The organism is Rhodococcus sp. YH1, assembly GCF_009939605.1.
In the GTDB taxonomy this organism is placed as follows: domain Bacteria; phylum Actinomycetota; class Actinomycetes; order Mycobacteriales; family Mycobacteriaceae; genus Rhodococcus; species Rhodococcus aetherivorans.
The window spans coordinates 1-18,710 of sequence record NZ_WVTE01000021.1; the positions used below are offsets into that span (position 1 = coordinate 1).

Sequence of the window (18,710 nt, forward strand, 5' to 3'; positions counted from 1 at the left end):
ACGCTGCGCACCACGTCGGGGCCGGTGACGAAGATGCGGGCCTCGGGCGCCATGATGACGATGTCGGTGAGTGCGGGGCCGTAGGCGGCGCCGCCCGCCGCGAAGCCGAGAACCACGGAGATCTGGGTCGGCTGACATGGACGATTCAGGACGGATCTCGAACGCGGATGTCGCACCCATCTGCGGCAACTGCGGCACCGTCAACGCGGCGAATGCCGAATTCTGTGTTCGCTGCGGACGGTTCGTCGGGTTCGAGTCGGGATCGGGCACCCATGAGGGGCGCACACTTACGTCCCAGATCCCGGTGGTGACGTCCTGGAGTCCACCGGATCGGGCTACCGGTTCGGACGTTCGAAGTGCTGCCCCCTCCGCCCCGAGCCGGAGCTCCGCCGGCGGTCACGGTGAGGCGCGTCCTCCCCGCGTCGAGATCGTCACTCCGGAGCTGACGATCGATCCGGAAGGGGGTGGCACGTTCGATCTGCGGGTGCACAATACCTCCACGATCGTCGATCGCTTCCGGGCGGTGCCGCTCGATGCTCCGGGCTGGTTGAAGCTGACGCATCCCGCGATCGCCCTCTATCCCGACGAGGAGAAGCCGGCCACGATCAGCGTCGTGATCGATGCACCCAGATGGCCTGCCGCTCAGAGGTTCACGCTGCCGATCCGAGTACATTCGGACGAGGATCCTGACGCCGCCATCGACGTCGCTCTGGCGTTGACGGTGCCACCGATCGGCGACCCCGCTCAGCTCCACGTCGAACCGGAGCGGGTCAGGCTCCGGGACGGGACATCGGCGAAGGTCGAGCTGAAGGTCGACAATCGAAGCAGCAACTATCCTCAACGTTTCGAGTTGAGCGGTTCGGACGCCGAGGATCTCCTCGAATTCGAGTTCTCCGCCGACGTCATCGAAGTTCCTCCGGGGGAGACGGTTCCGATCGGACTCGCCGTCCTCGTGCCACCACCGGAGGCCGGTTCGGCACGGTCGTATCGCGCCACGATCCGCGGTGCGAACGATCAGGCCGAGATCGAGACGCATCTGACGATCGAACAAGAGGTGTCGGCACTGCAGCTGCGGCTCGAACCGAGCACCCTCAAGGCCGCCGACGCGCCCTACGGGCAGGGATGGCTGATCATCGACAACCGCAAAGGTGGCGTCGACCGACATGTCCGGCTCTCCGGTCGAGACCCGGAAGGATCGGTCCGGGTTTTGTTCTATGTAGCAAAGATCGATGTCCGCGCCGGATCCGAGAGCCGGGTCGGCATCCGCGCCCAACTCGTTGCTCCCCGGAAGGAAGCCGAAACCAGCAAACCCTTCACGGTCGTCGCGACCGACGGCACCAGTGAGGCAACCGTAGACGGAACCCTGATACACACGACCTCGCCGAATCCGATCGCCACAGCCGAAATCCGACTCGAACCCGAGCAGATCACGGTCAAGGACCGCACACACGGTCGCTGCCGTGTAGCGGTGGACAACACCCGTGGATCGCAACCACTGAAAGTGCGGCTGAACGGTTCCGATCCGGAACGCGCCGTCGGATTCGAATTCGAGGCGTGGGCACTCGAAGTGCCGCCGGGCGGGGTGTCGCGGGTCGCGATGACGGTCTCCGCTCCACCACCGCCGGGCGGAGAGACGGTCTCCCGGGAGATCCGGGTCGTGGCAAGCAACGAGGACGGTTCCGTCAAGACCCAGGGCGCCTTCGTGCAGACAGCGTCCCCGGCGCCGATCACCCTCGCTCGGATACGGCTCGAGCCGGAACAGTTCACCGTGCACAACAGTTCGCGTGGACAGCTGCGTGTCGTGGTCGACAACAGGAGCAGGGCCTTGCCTCTCCGGGCGCGACTGGTGGGCCGCGACCCCGAAAACGCCGTCCAGTTCTCCTTCGACCCGCCGACGTTGAACATTCCCCCGGGGCAAGCCGGTTGGGCGAAGGTCACCGTCCGGGCGCCGCGTCCGCGAATGGGGCACGCCAAGGTCCGAAACCTCGAGGTGGGTGCCGAGGACGGCGGAATCGTCGTGGATGCCGGCGCCGTGCTCACCCAGACCTCGGACGACCTGCTTCCGCTGATCCGGATCGCCGCGACCCTCCTCGGAGGCCTGATCGCGCTGATCGGCGCGTTTCTCCCGTGGACGGGTGATGCACAGCAGGTTCCGCTGCTGACCGTGCGGCGGTTCCCCGGTATCGGCGACATCATGAGCGTCGCTACCGGAGACGACTACACCTACGTGACTCAACCCATCGCTCGGACGGTCGTGATCGTGCTCATCGCGCTCATGCTGATCGGCATCCTGCGTCCGAAGGGTGGCATGACCATCATTGCCGGCCTCGCTGCCATCGCTGTCACGATCGGATTCGCGGTCTACGCGGATGCGCAGTTCTCTGCGGCGCCCGGAGGAACCGGTTTGCCGCTCGTGGTGGTGGGGTGCCTCCTCGGATGCGTCGGCGGATTGTGCATCCGAAGTAGCGAATCGTGACGATCGGATCACCCGGCGGCGACGGATTCCGGCACGAGTCGGCCGAGCTTGCGGTATTCCTGACGCACCGCGGGTATGACATGTTCCATGCCGATCGCGCTGTTGCTCGCCGCCGCCAGGTAGGCGGCGGTGATGGCTGCGGAACGAATGTTGCCGCCCGACAACGTGAACGATCGGGCCAAGTAGTCCATATCGAGATCGTCGCTGCACGGTACCGGTGAGTCGAAACAATGCCGCCACAACGCCCGCCGTGCGTCCTCGTCGGGCGTCGGAAAGTCCACGATGGCGTCGAGCCGGCGGACGAATGCCTCGTCGAGGTTGGCGCGCAGATTGGTTGCGAGAACGGCGAGTCCGTCGAAGTTCTCCATGCGTTGCAGCAGATAAGCACTCTCGATGTTCGCGTAGCGATCGTGCGCGTCGCGTACTTCGCTCCTCTTGCCGAAGACGGCATCGGCCTCGTCGAACAGCAGCACGGCATTGACGCCACTCGCTTCCGCGAAGATGCGTTCGAGGTTCTTCTCCGTTTCGCCCACATACTTGTCCACCACCGCGGCCAGGTCCACCGAGTACAGGTCGAGACCGAGATCCCCGGCTATGACCTCGGCGGCCATGGTCTTGCCGGTGCCCGATTCACCTGCGAGGAGGGCGGTGACTCCACGCCCTCGTCCGCCACCGGGCCGCATCCGCCAGTCGGTGAGGACTCGTTCCCGATAGCGAGCACGAGCGGTGAGCTCGTGCAACTGGTCGACGACGCGGTGGGGGAGTACGAGATCATCCCAGCCGACCGAGGGTTCGATGCGCCGGGCGAGTCGCTCCAGCCCAGCCGCGTTCTGCGCCCGCGCTCCCTGGCACAGGTCTCGTCCGGTGAGGGTGCTGCCGGTCAGGCTCGCCGATATACGCGCCGAACGAACCGCACGTTCGATCTGTGCCGGACCCAGCACGAACTGGTTCGCGACCTCGGTGAGGGAGCCGTCGACGACGCTGTCCCCGGCTGCGACGGCCCAGAGGTGTGCTCGGTCCTCGGTCGACAGGCGCTCCGCATCGACCTGGAGCGGCACGCTGTCCGACCAGCGCGGATCCCAGGTGACGGTTCCGATCGCAACGACGGGTGCTGTCAGTTCGCACAACGCCCGGATGATCGCCGTGTGTGTGGCCAGCGCGTCCATGGGTGTCACGACTATCCCGGCTCCGCGTAGCATCGCTTCTCGGCCCAGCCCAACCACCGCGCGGGCCGGGTCGGGGTGCTCGAGCAGCCGGCTGGCGTCCACACACAGGGCGGAGCGACCTGCTGCCTCCAGGGCTGCAACGGCAACAGCAGGAGCGCCGGACCCGATGGACTCCCGGATGTAGGTGCAGTGCTGGCCTGTTCGTATCGTACGCGCGATCCGGCCGGACACGGGAGACTCGAAATGCCCTGCATCGAAAGGCAGATCGGCGATCTCCGGGTCGCAGCGATCGTCGCCGAGCAGATGCTGGGTCACACGATCCGGAACTCGCAGGCCCCGGGTGAGAAACGGGCGCTCCTCGTCCTCCACCAGTACGAGGCCGGTTTCGATCAGCGGCGCCCCTGCCGCCAATCGTGCGCGGTGCTCGGCTGTCATGGGGGACAGCTCGAGTAGTTCGAGGACCAGGCCGATCGTCGCCCTCCGCCGCGTGACGTCGTCGTTGAGGTAGCCGTAGAGACGTTCGAACCGCGAATTCAAGTCCGGCAGCATGCACATCAGCAACGCGTCGACATCGATGTCGGACAGCCCGGCGGACCGGGCAAGCCGACGCAGCCGCAGGTCGCCGCCCGCCGCTTCTGCCGCGTCGGCCCGGCGATCCAGTGCGATGCGAGCCACGCGGTCGGACTCCGGCGGGGGTGGAACCACGTCGAGCAACGCCACTGCGGATTCGTCGCTCAGATACAGGCCTCGGAAGGGGTCGTCGGGGGTTGGATCGTAACTGCGCCGATGGGTCACGACCATGCGGACGCGTGCCTCGATCAGGGCGCACCGGTCGAGCAGATCCCGCAGGTTGGCGTCCGAGTTCATTCGTTGCGTCCCTGCTTGCGGCGAGCCTTGCGCATGGTGATCGACGGACTCTCGCCGTCCGCCGGAGGTGCGTCCTCCGGCAAGGTCTCGAGGCCGGACGGGACGGGATTGGAGCCGTCCGGCGCCGGCGTGCGTCTGCGCTTCTGCTCACCAGGAACCGAGCCGTGTTTCCCTTCAGCGGACAGGCGCGGAGTGCGAAGGGCAGGTGAAGCGGCCGGGTGCACACGACCGGTAGGTGTGGGCATGCTGACGACGAGGTCGAGGGACGGTTTGAGTTCACCGCCGAGCGCTGTCCAGACGTCCGCGAACGATCGGTCTTCGGGCGGTGGCAGCGCGACGGCGACCGGAACAGGCATCCCGAGGTCGGCCAGCGAACCGGACAACAGGCTCCCCGGCAGTGCATCGTGCCGCAGGAAGCAGGTCAGCAACCGACCCAACAGGTGATGTTCGTCCTCGGGACGTTGGGTCCAGGCGGCCACGAGATAGGAGAGCTTGAAGTAGCGGGGAGGTAGATGCCGGGCGCGCACGAGCCCGTTGTCGTATTCGTTCACGAGGCCACGCTGGCGTCGGCGCAGGTCTTCCCTGATGTCGTACAGGTAGACGTCGACCGTCGGACCGGTGCGGCGGGCCGCCCAGTCCTTGGTCGGTGCGTCGAAGACGACATCAACCTCCGCGTCATCGATCGCCTCGTGCTCGATCAGCTGGCGGAGAGCTGCATCGACATCGGATATCACGGCGACCACCGGCCTCAGATCAGTCCCTCGCGGACGGCATATGCCACGGCGTGCGATCTGTTGCGGAGCTGCAGCCGGGTGGTGATGTCGTGCAGGACGTTCTTGACCGTGCGCTGGCTGTAGCAGAGCTTCTGCGCGATCTCAGAGGTGTCGTGTCCGTCGGCCACCAGACGCAGAACCTGGACCTCGCGTTCGGAGAGTCCCGAGAATCGCAATCCGCGCGGCGTCAGTACCTGTCGCTGCAGGGCACCGACCTGGCCGAGCAGGCGGCCGAGAAGGTCAGGAGGAACGACCCCGTCCCCGGCGATGACGCGCTGGACGGTGCGGACCAGCAGGTCGGGTGTCGCGTCACTACGGCGGAGCAGGCCGCTGATACCGCCCTCTGCCGCGGCGACGAGCGTGGAGTCGTCGATGACACGCAGGACGAGGATCACTCGCGGCGAGAAGCCGCGCTGGAGGGCGTGGAGGGTCCGCATGGCGGCGTCGTCGAGAACGTCAGCGGCGAGGATGGCGACCTCCGCGGATTCCGGATCGGTGTCGACGACGGCCACCTCGCTCCGCATGCGCAGCTGACTGACTACTCCGGCCCGGAGTATCGAGTCGTCGGCGTATACGTAAACAGGCACTCGGGGTTGCATCTCTTGCTCCCGGGGGAGGTGTGAATGGGCAACAACAAGTGTCCGGACGGCGCTCAACATCGGCTCAACGGGCGAATCGGAACGCTCAACACGGTGGACGTCCATTGCCCGGACCGAACGAGATCCCCAGGAATCGCTTCGGAGGTCGAATTACCCGTGAGGCGGCTCGAAGGGGAACGAATTGCGGTCACCGCCGGTGCGGTGCGTAGGCTCACCGGCACACAATGTGCGGCAGATGCGGATCTACAGCGGGTCGAAGCTGATGTTCTGCCGCGGCGTGCCGCCGGCGGACAGTGCGTAGAGGGTGGTCTTGATCATCGACGGGGACCCGGCGATCTGGATCTGCCGATCGGCCCAGGAGCCGAACTGTGAGACCACCTTTCCCAGCTTGCCGTGCAGGGTCCGGTGCAGGCCCGGCGGCGGATCTTCCACGGGAACCGGGTGCCACCACGGGTTCTCGGTCTCCTCCACGACGGGCACGACCGTGAGCCACGGATTGGTGGTGGCCAGCTGCCACAGCGTCTGCAGGTCGTAGAGGTCGCAGGGGTACTTGCCGCCGAAGAACAGGTGCACGCGCGGGTTGTCGCCCCGCATGCCCATCTCCATCAGTTGCGCCCGCAGCGGCGCGAGGCCTGTGCCGGAGGCGATCATCAGCACGTCCTCGCCGCTGTCGCGGTCGACGTGCAGCCCCCCGAGCGGGGGTCCGATCACCCAGCGGTCGCCGACGGCGGTGTCGCCGACCAGTGCCGGGCTGACCCAGCCGCCGGACACGCGACGGACGTGGAACTCGATCTGGCCGTATGGGTTCGGGGGGATTGCCGCCGACAGGTACCGCCACATGTGCGGCCGCTGCGGGATCTGCACGCTCATGTACTGCCCGGCGTGGTACGGGATGGGCGAGTCCGTCTCGAGCCGGATGATCGCCAGGTCGGGCAGCACCCGTTCGTGGCCGACGACGGTGGCGCCCCACGCGGCGGGCAGGTCGTCCTCGGCGGCGGCGGCGGCCATGGTGTCGACGACGTGGGTGATGACCCCGGACCACGTGCGGTCGAGGGCGTCGGTCCACAGGATGGGCGGGGTGCACTCGCGCACGGCGGTGTGCAGGGCCCGGCCGGCGGCGTGGAAGTGGTCGGGCCGGACGCCGTACTTGCGGTGGTCGCGGCCGAGCTGGGTGAGGAAGGCGGTGACGGTGTCGGGGTCGCCGAGCCGGTTGATCGCCCAGCCGACGGCGGTCGCGAACCGCTGCCGCATCGTCTCCATTCCCGCGGGGAACAGCTCGCGGATGCCGACGGTGTCGCTCCACAGGGCGGTGTAGAAGGCCGTGGCGAAGCGCTCGGCGCCGCCGGGGGTCGCGACGATCGACGCGAAGCTGAGCTGGACACGGGCGACGGCGAAGGCCTCCACGCACCCTCCCGCTCGCCGTCTCTGCTGGTCGGCCGCCACTGTAGTCCCGCGGCGGTGTTTCGGCCACAATCGACGTCGAGCGGCTCGATGACCCCCGCGATGTGCCGCAGGTCACACGACTCGATAAAGTTGAGCGGAACAAACTCAACTTTGGGGCCGTTGAAGCATGCGAACGCCCGCGGCGGGAGGCTGGCGGGTGCAGAATTGATACCGGCTCGCTCAATGAAGGGAAGGGGTTCGCAGTGGACTCGTTCAATCCCACCACCAAGACCCAGGCGGCGATGACGGCTGCCATGCAGTCCGCGTCCGCTGCGGGCAATCCGGAGATCCGTCCGGCCCACCTGCTCGTCGCGCTGCTCGACCAGACCGACGGCATCGCCGCGCCGCTGCTCAAGGCCGTCGGCGTGGACCCGACCGTCGTGCACCGGGAGGCGCAGACACTCGTCGACCGGCTGCCCAGCGCCACCGGCGCCACCACCACGCCGCAGCTCGGCCGGGAGGCCGTCGCCGCCCTGACCGCCGCGCAGCACCTCGCCACCGAACTCGACGACGAGTACGTCTCGACCGAGCACGTGCTCGTCGGCCTGGCCGGCGGCGATTCCGACGTCGCCAAGCTCCTCGTCGGGCACGGCGCCACCCCCGCCGCGCTGCGCGACGCGTTCACCACCGTCCGCGGCAGCGCCCGCGTGACCAGCCCGGACCCCGAGGGCACCTACCAGGCGCTCGAGAAGTACTCGACCGACCTCACCGCCCGCGCCCGGGAGGGCAAGCTCGACCCGGTCATCGGCCGCGACAACGAGATCCGCCGCGTCGTCCAGGTGCTGAGCCGGCGCACCAAGAACAACCCCGTGCTCATCGGCGAGCCCGGCGTCGGCAAGACCGCCATCGTCGAGGGCCTCGCCCAGCGCATCGTCGCCGGCGACGTCCCCGAGTCGCTGCGCGGCAAGACCGTCATCGCGCTCGACCTCGGGTCGATGGTCGCCGGCGCCAAGTACCGCGGCGAGTTCGAGGAACGCCTCAAGGCCGTGCTCGACGAGATCAAGGAATCGGCCGGGCAGGTCATCACCTTCATCGACGAGCTGCACACCATCGTCGGCGCCGGCGCGACCGGCGAATCGGCGATGGACGCCGGCAACATGATCAAGCCCATGCTCGCCCGCGGCGAGCTGCGCCTCGTCGGCGCCACCACCCTCGACGAGTACCGCAAGTACATCGAGAAGGACGCCGCCCTCGAACGTCGCTTCCAGCAGGTGCTCGTCGGCGAGCCGAGCGTGGAGGACACCGTGGGCATCCTGCGCGGGCTCAAGGAGCGGTACGAGGTGCACCACGGCGTGCGCATCACCGACTCCGCGCTCGTCGCCGCCGCCACCCTCTCCGACCGGTACATCACCTCCCGGTTCCTGCCGGACAAGGCCATCGACCTCGTCGACGAGGCCGCGTCCCGGCTGCGCATGGAGATCGACTCGCGCCCCGAGGAGATCGACTCGGTCGAGCGCATCGTCCGTCGCCTCGAGATCGAGGAGATGGCGCTGCAGAAGGAGACCGACGAGGCCTCCAAGGACCGGCTCGAGAAGCTGCGCGCCGAACTCGCCGACGAACGCGAGAAGCTGAACCAGCTCACCACCCGCTGGCAGAACGAAAAGACCGCCATCGATTCGGTGCGGGGGATCAAGGAGCAGCTCGAGGCGCTGCGCGGCGAGGAGGAACGCGCCGAACGCGACGGTGACCTCGGCAAGGCCGCGGAGCTGCGCTACGGCCGCATCCCGCAGCTGGAGAAGGAACTGGAGAAGGCCGCCGCCGCGTCCGGAGCCGCCTCCGACGGCGACGTCATGCTCAAGGAGGAGGTCGGCCCGGACGACGTCGCCGACGTCGTCGCCGCCTGGACCGGCATCCCCGCCGGCCGCATGATGGAGGGCGAGACCGCCAAGCTGCTGCGCATGGAGTCCGAGCTCGGCAAGCGGGTCGTCGGCCAGGACGAGGCCGTACAGGCCGTGTCGGACGCGGTGCGCCGCTCGCGGGCGGGCGTCGCCGACCCGAACCGGCCCACCGGCTCGTTCCTGTTCCTCGGCCCCACCGGCGTCGGCAAGACCGAGCTGGCGAAGGCGCTGGCGGACTTCCTGTTCGACGACGAACGCGCCATGGTGCGGATCGACATGTCCGAGTACAGCGAGAAGCACTCCGTCGCGCGGCTCGTCGGCGCCCCTCCGGGCTACGTCGGCTACGAGTCGGGTGGCCAGCTCACCGAGGCGGTGCGTCGCCGCCCCTACTCGGTGGTGCTGTTCGACGAGGTCGAAAAGGCCCACCCGGACGTGTTCGACACGCTGCTGCAGGTGCTCGACGACGGTCGGCTCACCGACGGGCAGGGCCGCACCGTCGACTTCCGCAACACGATCCTGATCCTCACCTCGAACCTCGGTGCGGGTGGCGACCGGGAGCACATCATGGCGGCGGTGCGGGCGGCGTTCAAGCCGGAGTTCATCAACCGGCTCGACGACGTGGTGATCTTCCACTCGCTGACCGAGGAGCAGCTCGAGCAGATCGTCGACATCCAGCTCGAGCAGCTGGCCGGGCGTCTGGCGGCCCGGCGGCTCGCGCTCGACGTGTCGACCTCGGCCCGGTTCTGGCTCGCCGTGCGGGGCTACGACCCGCAGTACGGTGCGCGTCCGCTGCGCCGGCTCATCCAGCAGTCGATCGGCGATCAGCTCGCCAAGAAGCTGCTGGCCGGGGACATCAAGGACGGCGACACCGTCTCGGTGGGCGTCAGCGACGACGGCGACCACCTCGTGATAGGCGCCTGACGCCGCCGGTGCGTCCTTTGGGCTGCTGTGCCAGCCCAAAGGACGCACCGGCGCGCAGCGCCTAACCTGGAGGGACCATGACGAACCCGCACGATCCGCGCACCCCCCAGGAGCGCGCCTACTCGCTCGACGAGGGGCGTGCGGACGACGCGCGCGCGACGGGCACCGGCCGCACGGACCCGGACGCCGACGACACCCGGGTCCTGCACACCGCCGACCCGACCGAGGCGTACGGCCGTCCGCCCGCCAACCCCACCCTGGTCTACCCGGCGTACGACCCCCGGTTCGATCCGACGGCGGCGCCGCCCAACCCGACGCAGGCGTTCGAGCAGCCCGGCTCCTACGGGCCCCAGCCGCAGTACACGCCGACCCAGCAGTACGCGCCGACCCAGCAGTACACGTCGGCGCAGCAGTACCCGCACACCCAGCAGTACGGGGCGGCGCCACCCACCCCGCCGCACACCGGCGAGTACCCGGCGCTCGACGCGAAGCCGCCCCGGCGGCGCCGTTGGGGCCTGATCCTGCTCGCCGCGGTGGCGCTGATCGTGCTGGCCGGCTTCGGCGGCTATCTGCTCAGCGGCGGCAGCGGCGACGACCCGCAGCAGCGCAGCGCGGCGGCCCCGACCACCACGACCACGGTGCCCCGGCCCGCGCCCACGACGCCCGCGCCCACCACCGACCCGGCCGTGCCCGGCCTGCCGTTCGAGCAGCTGCCCGGCGGGCTCGGCGACGTCATCGGCGCGGCCGGCACCGTCGTCGGCACGATCACCGCCAACGACGGCACCTCCCTCACGCTCAGCGGCATGGGCGGCTCGAGCGTCACCGTGCGGCTCACGCCCGAGACGCAGATCATGTCGCTCGCGGGCTCCGATCCGTCGGCGCTGCGGGTCGGCGACTCGGTCGTCGCGCAGGGCTCGCCGTTGCGGGACGGGGAGATGATCGCCGACACTGTGGTCAGCGCGTCCCTGCCGTCCTTCGGCGGTCCGGGCAACTAGAACGCGATAGGCTGACCCTCGATGACGGTTATGTGGTTCGGACTGGCGGCGATCGCACTCGCGGGTGCGCTGGTGCTGCTCTACATCGACCGCACGCGCCGCGAACAGTCCGGCCGCGTGCGCGAGATCTGGGCGCGCGCCCAGGGCTACAAGTACAGCGCCGCCGACGACACCCTGCCCGGGCACTGGCACCGGGCGGCCCTGGCCAAGCAGGAGTATCTCGGCGCGGTGGACGTGGTCCACGGCATCCGCCGCGGCGAGGAGTTCATCCTCTTCGACATCGAGGAGACCGCGACGATCGTCGCGGTGCGCCGCAAGGTCGGCTCCGACGTCGACATCGACCTGCGCCTGAAGTCGACGCCGCCGCCGAAGGACTCGGACATGAACCTGCTCGGCGCCATCGGTCCGCGCATCGTGTTCGCCACCGACCTCGAGATCGCCCGCCGCATCTGTGACCAGCGCATGGTCGCCTACACCGAGTCGATCCCGCCGCACGTGCAGATGCTGTGGAGCGAGGGCGAATGGACCCTCGGCTCGATCCCCGTGGGCAGCACCGGCCGGGAATGGGACTCGGCCATCGAGACCGTCGCCCGGCTCTCCGGGATCCTGCACGTGCTGCCCCCGATCGTGGAGCCGCAGGAACTCGACCGGGTCGCGCACGACCCCGGCCGCCCCTCCGCGCGGCACTGAGCCCACCGCGTCACCGGAAGCGGCCGGCGCGCTGCGCTAGCTTTAGCCCATGACTTCCGCTGCCACCCGGCCCGTCGCCCTGATCACCGGCCCCACGTCCGGCATCGGCGCAGGCTTCGCGCGCGCGCTCGCCGGCAAGGGGTACGACCTCGTGCTCGTCGCCCGTCGCGAGGAGAGCCTGCGGTCCCTCGCCGACGAACTGACGTCGCGTTTCGGCACCACCTCGGAGGTCCTCGCCGCAGACCTGGCCACCGAGGACGGCCGCGCCTCCGTCGCGCGGCGCCTCGCCGAGGGCGTGGAGATGCTCGTCAACAACGCCGGGTTCGGTACGTCCGGCGAATTCTGGACCGCCGACCCCGCTCTGCTGCAGTCGCAGCTCGACGTCAACGTCACCGCCGTGATGCAGCTGACCCGGGCCGCGCTGCCGCCGATGATCGCGGCAGGCAGGGGCAGCATCGTCAACGTCGCCAGCGTCGCCGGATTGCTCTCCGGACGGGGTTCGACGTACTCGGCGAGCAAGGCCTACGTCGTCTCGTTCACCGAGGGACTGGCCGGCGGCCTCGCCGACACCGGGGTGCGGGTGCAGGCGCTGTGCCCCGGCTTCGTGCACACCGACTTCCACGAGCGGGCCGGGATCGAGATGAGCTCGATCCCGGAACTGATGTGGCTCGACGTGGACACGGTGGTGCGCACGTCCCTCGCCAACCTCGAGGCCGGCAAGGTGATCAGCATTCCGGGCCTGCAGTACAAGGTGCTCACGACGGTGGGCCGGCTCGTCCCGAAGAACCTGGTGCGCAGGGCGACCAACCTGGTCGGCCGCGGCCGGGGACGGACGTAGGCCCAGCGCAGGTAACGGTCCGGACACGGCGCGCCGACACGGCGCGTCGCGACTCGGGCGTCCCCTCGGCCCCGCGGTAGATTCCGCCCTGTGACGTCTGTGGCTCTTGTGATTGTCGTTGCGGTCGTGGTGGTACTGCTGCTGTGGACGCGCGCCGCCGTCCGCCGCCTCCGGGTGCTGAAGTCGCGCCACCGTGACAGCCTGCGCCTGCTGACCAACGAACTCGACGACCGCTACGACCAGGTGCCCGCCCTCGTCGCGGCCTCCGCCGGCGCCGGCATGGACCGCAGCCGGCTCAGCCCCGTCGTCGGAGCCCGCTCCCTGGCAATCGCCATGCGCGACCAGCGGCTGCCCCTGGGCGAGCGGGCCGCGGCCGAGAACACCCTGTCGGCGGCCCTGCACGACCTGATCGGCGTCCTCGACGGCGTCAACCACTGGCCGTTCATCCGCGTCGCCCGCGAGTTGCAGACCCGCGAGCAGCGCATCGCCGGGGCCGCCCGCGTCCACAACGACCTCGGCCGCGCCATCAACACCGCGACCACCACCTTCCCGGCCTCGGTGTTCGCGCGCCTCGCCGCGGTCGGACCCGTCCCGCTGTTCGAGGTCGCCGCCCCGCCCGCCCCCACCGCCGTGGCCCCGCCTGAGCCCGTCGCGACGGCTCCCGCCTCCGCCCCCGGAGGCGACGCGCCGACCGGCGGATCGGACGCGCCGACCGGCGGATCGGACACCGTCGCGGCCTGACCGTCGGACCCCGACTAGGCTCGTCGTCGCCGGCGCCCCCGGGGCGCGGCTGGAACGAGAGACGGTGAGGGGTTGCGATGAGTGATCGCGAGGAGTTGGCTGCGCTGGTTCGCGAACTGGCGGTGGTGCACGGCAAGGTGACCTTGTCGTCCGGCAAAGAGGCCGACTACTACGTGGATCTCCGCCGCGCCACCCTGCACCACCGGGCCGGCCCGCTGATCGGCAAGCTCATCCGGGAACTGGTCGCCGACTGGGACTTCGACGCCGTGGGCGGCCTCACCATGGGTGCCGATCCAGTGGCGCTCGCGGTCATGCACGCCGCCGGCCGCCCGATCGACGCGTTCGTCGTCCGCAAGGCCGCCAAGGCGCACGGCATGCAGCGGCAGATCGAGGGTCCCGACGTGCTCGGCAAGCGTGTCCTGGTGGTCGAGGACACGACCACCACGGGCAACTCTCCGCTCACCGCGGTCAAGGCCCTGCGCGACGCCGGCGCGACGGTCGTGGGTGTCGCCACCGTCGTCGACCGGGCCACCGGTGCCGGCGAGGTGATCGCCGCGGAGGGCGTCGAGTACCGCTACCTGCTGGGTCTGCAGGACCTGGGACTGCAGGACGCCTAGGTTCTCCGTGGCCGGGCGGGTGCGACGGACCGCGACGCGCCTCGCGGACGGCCGGGAACTGTTCTATTTCGACGACACCGAGCCGTACGTCGGTGGTGGCGCGGTGCGGGAGCGGCACGACACGCGGCGGCTACCGTCGGCCGGGGCCGCGTCCGAACTCCGCTTCGACCCGCTGACGGGGGAGTGGGTGGTCTCCGCGTCGCACCGCATGGACCGCACCTTCCTGCCGGACCCCGCGGACTGCCCGCTGTGCCCCACCCGTCCGGGCCGGGCCGCCACCGAGATCCCCGCCGACGACTACGACGTGGTGGTGTTCGAGAACCGCTTCCCGGCCCTCGGGCCGGGTGGCGCCGTCGCCGGTCCGGTGGACGGCGACCCGCTGTGGCCGCGACGACCCGCGACGGGCCGCTGCGAGGTGGTCGCATTCACCGCCGACCACGACGCCCGGTTCGTCGACCTGAGCGTCGCGCGGGCCCGCACGGTGTTCGATGCGCTGGCCGACCGCACCGCCGAGCTCTCGGCCGCCCCCGACGTGCGGCAGGTGTTCTGCTTCGAGAACCGTGGTGCGGAAATCGGTGTGACGCTTCAACATCCGCACGGGCAGATCTATGCCTACCCGTTCCTGCCGGCGCGCTCGCAGGTACTGGTGCAGCGCGCCCGCGCGCACCACGCCGCGACGGGCCGGCTGCTGCAACGCGACGTGCTCGAGGCCGAACGCCGGGCGGGCACGCGCATCGTGTGGTCCGGGCGGCGGTGGACCGCCTACGTGCCGGCCGCGGCGCGGTGGCCGATCGAGGTGCACCTCGCCCCGCATCGCGACGTGCCGGACCTCGCAGCCCTCGACGACGCCGAGCGCGACGAGCTGGCGGTGGCCTACCGGGAGTTGCTGCGCCGCGTGGACCTGTTCTTCGACGGCGTGGACCGCGTCCCCTACATCGCGGCCTGGCACCAGGCGCCGGTCGGCGACGAGCGACCGTACGGTCGTCTGTTCTGCCAGATCTTCTCGCTGCGCCGCGCCGCCGACAAGCTCAAGTACCTGGCCGGCTCGGAGTCCGCGATGGGTGTATGGATCAGCGACACCTCCGCCGAACGCATCGCGGCGCGGCTGCGGGAGCTCGCCGGATGAAGGTGTGCGCGGCCGCGGCGGCCGAGTTCGCCCGGGAGTTCGGTGGGATACCGGAGGGGGTGTGGTGCGCGCCGGGCCGGGTCAACCTGATCGGTGAGCACGTCGACTACGCCGGCGGGCTGTGCCTGCCCCTGGCGCTGCCGCAGGTCACGGCGGCGGCGGTGCGTCGCCGCGACGACGGGGCGGTGCGGCTCGTCAGCGAGGGCTTCGCCGGTGCGTCCTTTGGGCTGCTCCAGCCGCCCAAAGGACGCACCGGCGGCTGGGCCGCCTACGTCGCCGGGGTGATTCATACGCTCGACCCGCCCGGGTTCGCGGGCGTCGACGTCGCGATCGCCTCCGACGTGCCGGTGGGGGCGGGCCTGTCCAGCTCGGCGGCGCTCGAGGCGGCCGTCGCCCTCGCCCTGGCCGAGCTGTACGGGCTGCCGGTCGACGATGCCGGCCGGGCCGCCCTCGCCGCCGCCTGCACGCGGGCCGAGAACGACTGTGTCGGCGCCCCCACCGGCGGCATGGACCAGCAGGTCGCGCTGCGCGGCCGGGCCGGTCGTGCACTGCTGCTGGACTGCGCGACCGGAGCGGTCGAGCACATCCCGATCGACCTGGAATCGCACGGCCTGGCGCTGCTCGTCGTCGACACGGACGCGCCGCACCGCCTCGTCGACGGGCCGTACGGGCAGCGGCGCCGCGACGTCGAGGAGGCCGCGCGCCGGCTCGGCGTGACGAGTCTGCGCGAGGTCGACACCGTGGCTGCGCTCGACGCGCTGACCGATCCGGTGCTGCGGCGCCGGGCCGGGCACGTCGTCACGGAGATCGCCCGGGTGCGTGCCGCCGTCGCCGCGCTGCGGGACGACGCCCCGGACCGGCTCGGGCCGCTGCTCGACGCCGCGCACCGGTCGCTGCGCGACGACTTCGAGGTCAGCTCCGTCGAACTCGACAGCGCCGTCGACGCCGCCCGCGCCGCCGGGGCGCTCGGGGCCCGGATGGTCGGCGGCGGATTCGGCGGATCCGCGATCGCGCTGTGCCGGGCGACGGACGTCGCCGCGGTGGCGGAGGCTGTGACGGCGGCCGCCCGCGAGCGGGACCTGCCGCGGCCGAAGTTCCTGCGTGCGGTGGCGGCGGCGGGCGCCCGGCGTTGCTCCTGAGGGTAAGGCGGCCGGGTGACGTCGTGCGGGTCGGTACGCTGCCGGCCATGGGATGGTTCAGCCGGGACAAGTGGAACGCCGAGCATGTGGTGTTCGCCGCGGCCGCGGCGGCGACGGTCGTGGGCGGGGTGCTCGGCAACGAGCGGTTGCAGCGGGTGGCCAAGCCGCTGATCGGCCCGTCGCTGGCGGTGCGGGTGCTGCGGCACGCCCCGCACACCGACCGGCTCGACACCGCTCTGTTGCTGCTCGGGCTGACCGGCGCGACCGTCGGCGACGTGTTCATGATCGACCCGGACGACGACGCCCGGCTGCTGCGCGGTGCGTCGTCGTTCGCCGTGATGCAGGCCTGCTACTCGGCCCTGCTGGTGCGTCGCGGTGCCCGTCCGACGCGGTCGGTGGCGGTGCCGCGGGCGGTCGCGGCGCTCGGGGCCGCCGGTCTGCTCGGCGCACGGTCCCCGGAGGTGGCGGCGCCGCTGACCGGGTACGGCGCCCTGCTGGGCACCACCGCGACCCTCGCCGCCGATCCGGCGCTCGCGCCCGGGGCCCGGCGGGTGGCCGGACTGCCGATCCCGAACGAGGACCGGCGCAGCTGGCTCGGCGCCGGCGGCCTGGTCTTCACCCTGTCCGACGGCACCATCGTCGTGCGGCGGGTGCTGCTGCGGTCACAGCGGACCCGGGCCGCGGCAGAGGGATTCGTGCTCGCGACGTACGCGCTCGCGCAGTTGCTCCTCGTCGAGGGCAAGCTCGCCCTCGGCCGGGACGACACTCGCGCGCGCCGGGGCTACCTGCGCGGGTAACGACGGGCGCGGCAGGCACTTTCGTGCGCGCGTCGCCTACGGGCAGAGGACGATCCGGTCGCGGTCGCGGGGGTCGACCCGGATGCCGACGACCCGGCCGGGCTCGAACCGGGCGAGATCCTCGCGGGCGACCTCGTAGAGCACCCGTCCGTGGTACGGCTCGGAGCCCGGCACCGTCAGGTCGAGGTCCAGTTCGGTCAGCTCGCCGTTGTCGACGGTGTGGCCGAGTTGCCGGGCCGAGGTGATGGTGGCCCAGCCCTCGAGGCCGCGGCGGGCGAGGCGGCGGTCGGCGCGCGGCGGCCGCCCGGCGAGGATCATGGCGATGCCCAGCGCCGAGCCGTACGCGGCCAGCAGGAACATGATCTGGTAGGGGACGGTGCCCTCGGGGGAGTTGCCGACGAACAGGCCCAGCCACAGCGCCAGGACGACGATGTACCCGGCGGTGACGAATGCGACGGCACGAACGACTCGAACGTGGTTCATTGCTCCTCCGATGCCAGGATAGTCCGTGACCTGCGCCACGTCCGTCGTCGCTACGCTGCATCCATGAATTCACCCAGTGTGTTCGTCACCGGCGCCGCCTCGGGGATCGGCCGCGCCACCGCACTGCTCTTCGCCCGCCGCGGTTACCGGGTCGCGGCCGTCGACGTCGACGCGGCGGGCCTCGAGGTGCTCGCCGCGGAGCAGCCCGGCATCGTCACCGGCGTTCTCGACGTCACCGACGCGCCGGGCTGGGAGCGGGCGCTGAAGGGGTTCTGCACCGACGGCACCCTCGACCTGCTCGTCAACAACGCCGGCCTCCTGGCGTCGGGACCGTTCGAGACGACCGCGCTCGCACGGCACCGGCAGATGGTCGACGTCAACGTCACCGGCACGATCACGGGCTGCCACAGCGCGTTCGAGTACCTGCGCCGCACGCCCGGCGCGCAGGTGGTCAACCTCTGCTCGGCGTCGGCGCTCTACGGCCAGCCGGAGCTCGCGACCTACAGCGCCACCAAGTTCGCCGTGCGCGGGCTGACCGAGGCGCTCGATCTGGAATGGGCCCCGCACGGCGTCCGGGTGATCGCGTTGTGGCCGCTGTTCGTCGAGACGGCGATGACCCGGGACCTGAACGTCGGCGCCGCGCGGCGGCTCGGGATCCGGCTCACCGCCGACGACGTCGCCCGGGATCTCTACGACCTGACCCGCCCCGGGCGGCGGCCGTCGGGTGTGCACCACGCGGTGGGCTGGCAGGCCAAGGCGTTCGCCGCCCTCGCGCAGGTTACGCCCACCCGGCTCAATCGCCTGGTCAACCGGTGGGTGACCGGCAGCTGAGGCGGTCTCGCTAGAGTGGCGGACGGATCAGCGACGGAAGGAGTCGGGTGAACGTGCGTCGGATGTCGTCGATCGGTGCGGCCGCGGTGGCGGTGCTGGCACTGGCCGGGTGCGGAGGGACCGCGGACGGCGGGGAGCAGCCGGCCGCCGCGTCGTCGGCGAGCGCGGCCGCCACGACCACCACCACGACCGCGGCACCCGCGCCGACGGCCCCCGGGACCACGACGGCCACCGGGACCACGACGACCACGCCGCCGGCGCCGGCCCCCGACAGCGCGCCGACGACGCTGGCGGACGTGCAGTACGAGCGCAACGAGTCGTACTACTTCACCAGCCCCGACGGCGGGTTCCGCTGCGGCATCGTCAAACT

At 70.7% G+C, this 18,710-nt stretch carries 16 protein-coding genes and 2 pseudogenes; 12 read left to right on the forward strand and 6 right to left on the reverse strand.

Annotated elements, in window-relative coordinates:
* Positions 1 to 125 (reverse strand): annotated as a pseudogene (locus tag AIIKEEIJ_RS02350) (carboxyl transferase domain-containing protein); the annotation flags it as partial.
* Positions 126 to 484: 359 nt separating this feature from the next.
* Between AIIKEEIJ_RS02350 and AIIKEEIJ_RS02355 the strand changes: the two are divergent.
* Positions 485 to 2,476 carry a hypothetical protein gene (locus tag AIIKEEIJ_RS02355; protein ID WP_161994857.1) on the forward strand — a complete coding sequence of 664 codons (1,992 nt, stop codon included), beginning with the start codon at positions 485 to 487 and terminating at the stop codon, positions 2,474 to 2,476.
* An 8-nt stretch (positions 2,477 to 2,484) separates the two neighbouring features.
* Here AIIKEEIJ_RS02355 and AIIKEEIJ_RS02360 read toward each other — a convergent pair whose 3' ends face one another.
* The 4 genes from AIIKEEIJ_RS02360 to AIIKEEIJ_RS02375 all read right to left on the reverse strand — a co-directional run bounded on the left by AIIKEEIJ_RS02360 (position 2,485) and on the right by AIIKEEIJ_RS02375 (position 7,285).
* Positions 2,485 to 4,509, reverse strand: a complete 2,025-nt coding sequence (locus AIIKEEIJ_RS02360; protein ID WP_161994858.1) for an ATP-binding protein — start codon at positions 4,507 to 4,509, stop codon at positions 2,485 to 2,487.
* Entirely contained in the window at positions 4,506 to 5,252 is a 747-nt protein-coding gene (locus AIIKEEIJ_RS02365; protein WP_251549579.1) for a DUF4255 domain-containing protein, read from the reverse strand. The genes AIIKEEIJ_RS02360 and AIIKEEIJ_RS02365 overlap by 4 nt, the downstream gene beginning before the upstream one ends.
* A gap of 5 nt (positions 5,253 to 5,257) precedes the next feature.
* Positions 5,258 to 5,869 (reverse strand): response regulator transcription factor, encoded by a 612-nt coding sequence (locus AIIKEEIJ_RS02370; RefSeq protein WP_373566445.1) that lies wholly within the window; start codon positions 5,867 to 5,869, stop codon positions 5,258 to 5,260.
* Between the two features lie 255 nt (positions 5,870 to 6,124).
* Positions 6,125 to 7,285: an FAD-binding oxidoreductase gene (locus AIIKEEIJ_RS02375; protein WP_161994859.1), complete on the reverse strand. Its 1,161-nt coding sequence runs from the start codon at positions 7,283 to 7,285 to the stop codon at positions 6,125 to 6,127.
* Positions 7,286 to 7,527: 242 nt separating this feature from the next.
* On the opposite strand from AIIKEEIJ_RS02375, the gene clpB reads away from it, so the two are divergent.
* The 9 genes from clpB (at position 7,528) to AIIKEEIJ_RS02420 (ending at position 17,026) form a co-directional block, all read left to right on the forward strand.
* On the forward strand, positions 7,528 to 10,083 hold the full coding sequence (clpB, locus tag AIIKEEIJ_RS02380) for an ATP-dependent chaperone ClpB (RefSeq protein WP_161994860.1): 2,556 nt from the start codon (positions 7,528 to 7,530) through the stop codon (positions 10,081 to 10,083).
* A 77-nt stretch (positions 10,084 to 10,160) separates the two neighbouring features.
* Positions 10,161 to 11,078: a DUF5666 domain-containing protein gene (locus AIIKEEIJ_RS02385; protein WP_161994861.1), complete on the forward strand. Its 918-nt coding sequence runs from the start codon at positions 10,161 to 10,163 to the stop codon at positions 11,076 to 11,078.
* A 30-nt stretch (positions 11,079 to 11,108) separates the two neighbouring features.
* Complete coding sequence (locus AIIKEEIJ_RS02390) at positions 11,109 to 11,768, forward strand: hypothetical protein (RefSeq protein WP_029545443.1); 660 nt, start codon at positions 11,109 to 11,111, stop codon at positions 11,766 to 11,768.
* A 49-nt stretch (positions 11,769 to 11,817) separates the two neighbouring features.
* Positions 11,818 to 12,606, forward strand: coding sequence for an SDR family NAD(P)-dependent oxidoreductase (locus tag AIIKEEIJ_RS02395; protein WP_161994862.1), 789 nt, complete (start codon positions 11,818 to 11,820; stop codon positions 12,604 to 12,606).
* Between the two features lie 108 nt (positions 12,607 to 12,714).
* A complete protein-coding gene (locus AIIKEEIJ_RS02400) occupies positions 12,715 to 13,347 on the forward strand; it encodes a LemA family protein (protein WP_161994865.1) in 633 nt (210 codons plus the stop codon).
* Positions 13,348 to 13,424: 77 nt separating this feature from the next.
* Positions 13,425 to 13,964, forward strand: a complete 540-nt coding sequence (gene pyrE, locus AIIKEEIJ_RS02405) for an orotate phosphoribosyltransferase (RefSeq protein WP_006945331.1) — start codon at positions 13,425 to 13,427, stop codon at positions 13,962 to 13,964.
* A gap of 19 nt (positions 13,965 to 13,983) precedes the next feature.
* Positions 13,984 to 15,090 carry a galactose-1-phosphate uridylyltransferase gene (galT, locus tag AIIKEEIJ_RS02410; protein ID WP_161994866.1) on the forward strand — a complete coding sequence of 369 codons (1,107 nt, stop codon included), beginning with the start codon at positions 13,984 to 13,986 and terminating at the stop codon, positions 15,088 to 15,090.
* Complete coding sequence (gene galK / locus AIIKEEIJ_RS02415; protein ID WP_161994863.1) at positions 15,087 to 16,229, forward strand: galactokinase; 1,143 nt, start codon at positions 15,087 to 15,089, stop codon at positions 16,227 to 16,229. The genes galT and galK overlap by 4 nt, the downstream gene beginning before the upstream one ends.
* Before the next feature lie 47 nt (positions 16,230 to 16,276).
* Positions 16,277 to 17,026 (forward strand): lysoplasmalogenase, encoded by a 750-nt coding sequence (locus tag AIIKEEIJ_RS02420; RefSeq protein WP_006945335.1) that lies wholly within the window; start codon positions 16,277 to 16,279, stop codon positions 17,024 to 17,026.
* Positions 17,027 to 17,062: 36 nt separating this feature from the next.
* Here the strand turns inward: AIIKEEIJ_RS02420 and AIIKEEIJ_RS02425 are convergent, their stop codons facing one another.
* A complete protein-coding gene (locus AIIKEEIJ_RS02425) occupies positions 17,063 to 17,509 on the reverse strand; it encodes a hypothetical protein (protein WP_043796715.1) in 447 nt (148 codons plus the stop codon).
* Positions 17,510 to 17,572: 63 nt separating this feature from the next.
* On the opposite strand from AIIKEEIJ_RS02425, the gene AIIKEEIJ_RS02430 reads away from it, so the two are divergent.
* Entirely contained in the window at positions 17,573 to 18,340 is a 768-nt protein-coding gene (locus AIIKEEIJ_RS02430; RefSeq protein WP_029545431.1) for an SDR family oxidoreductase, read from the forward strand.
* 47 nt (positions 18,341 to 18,387) lie between these two features.
* Positions 18,388 to 18,710, forward strand: a pseudogene (locus tag AIIKEEIJ_RS02435) (hypothetical protein); the annotation flags it as partial.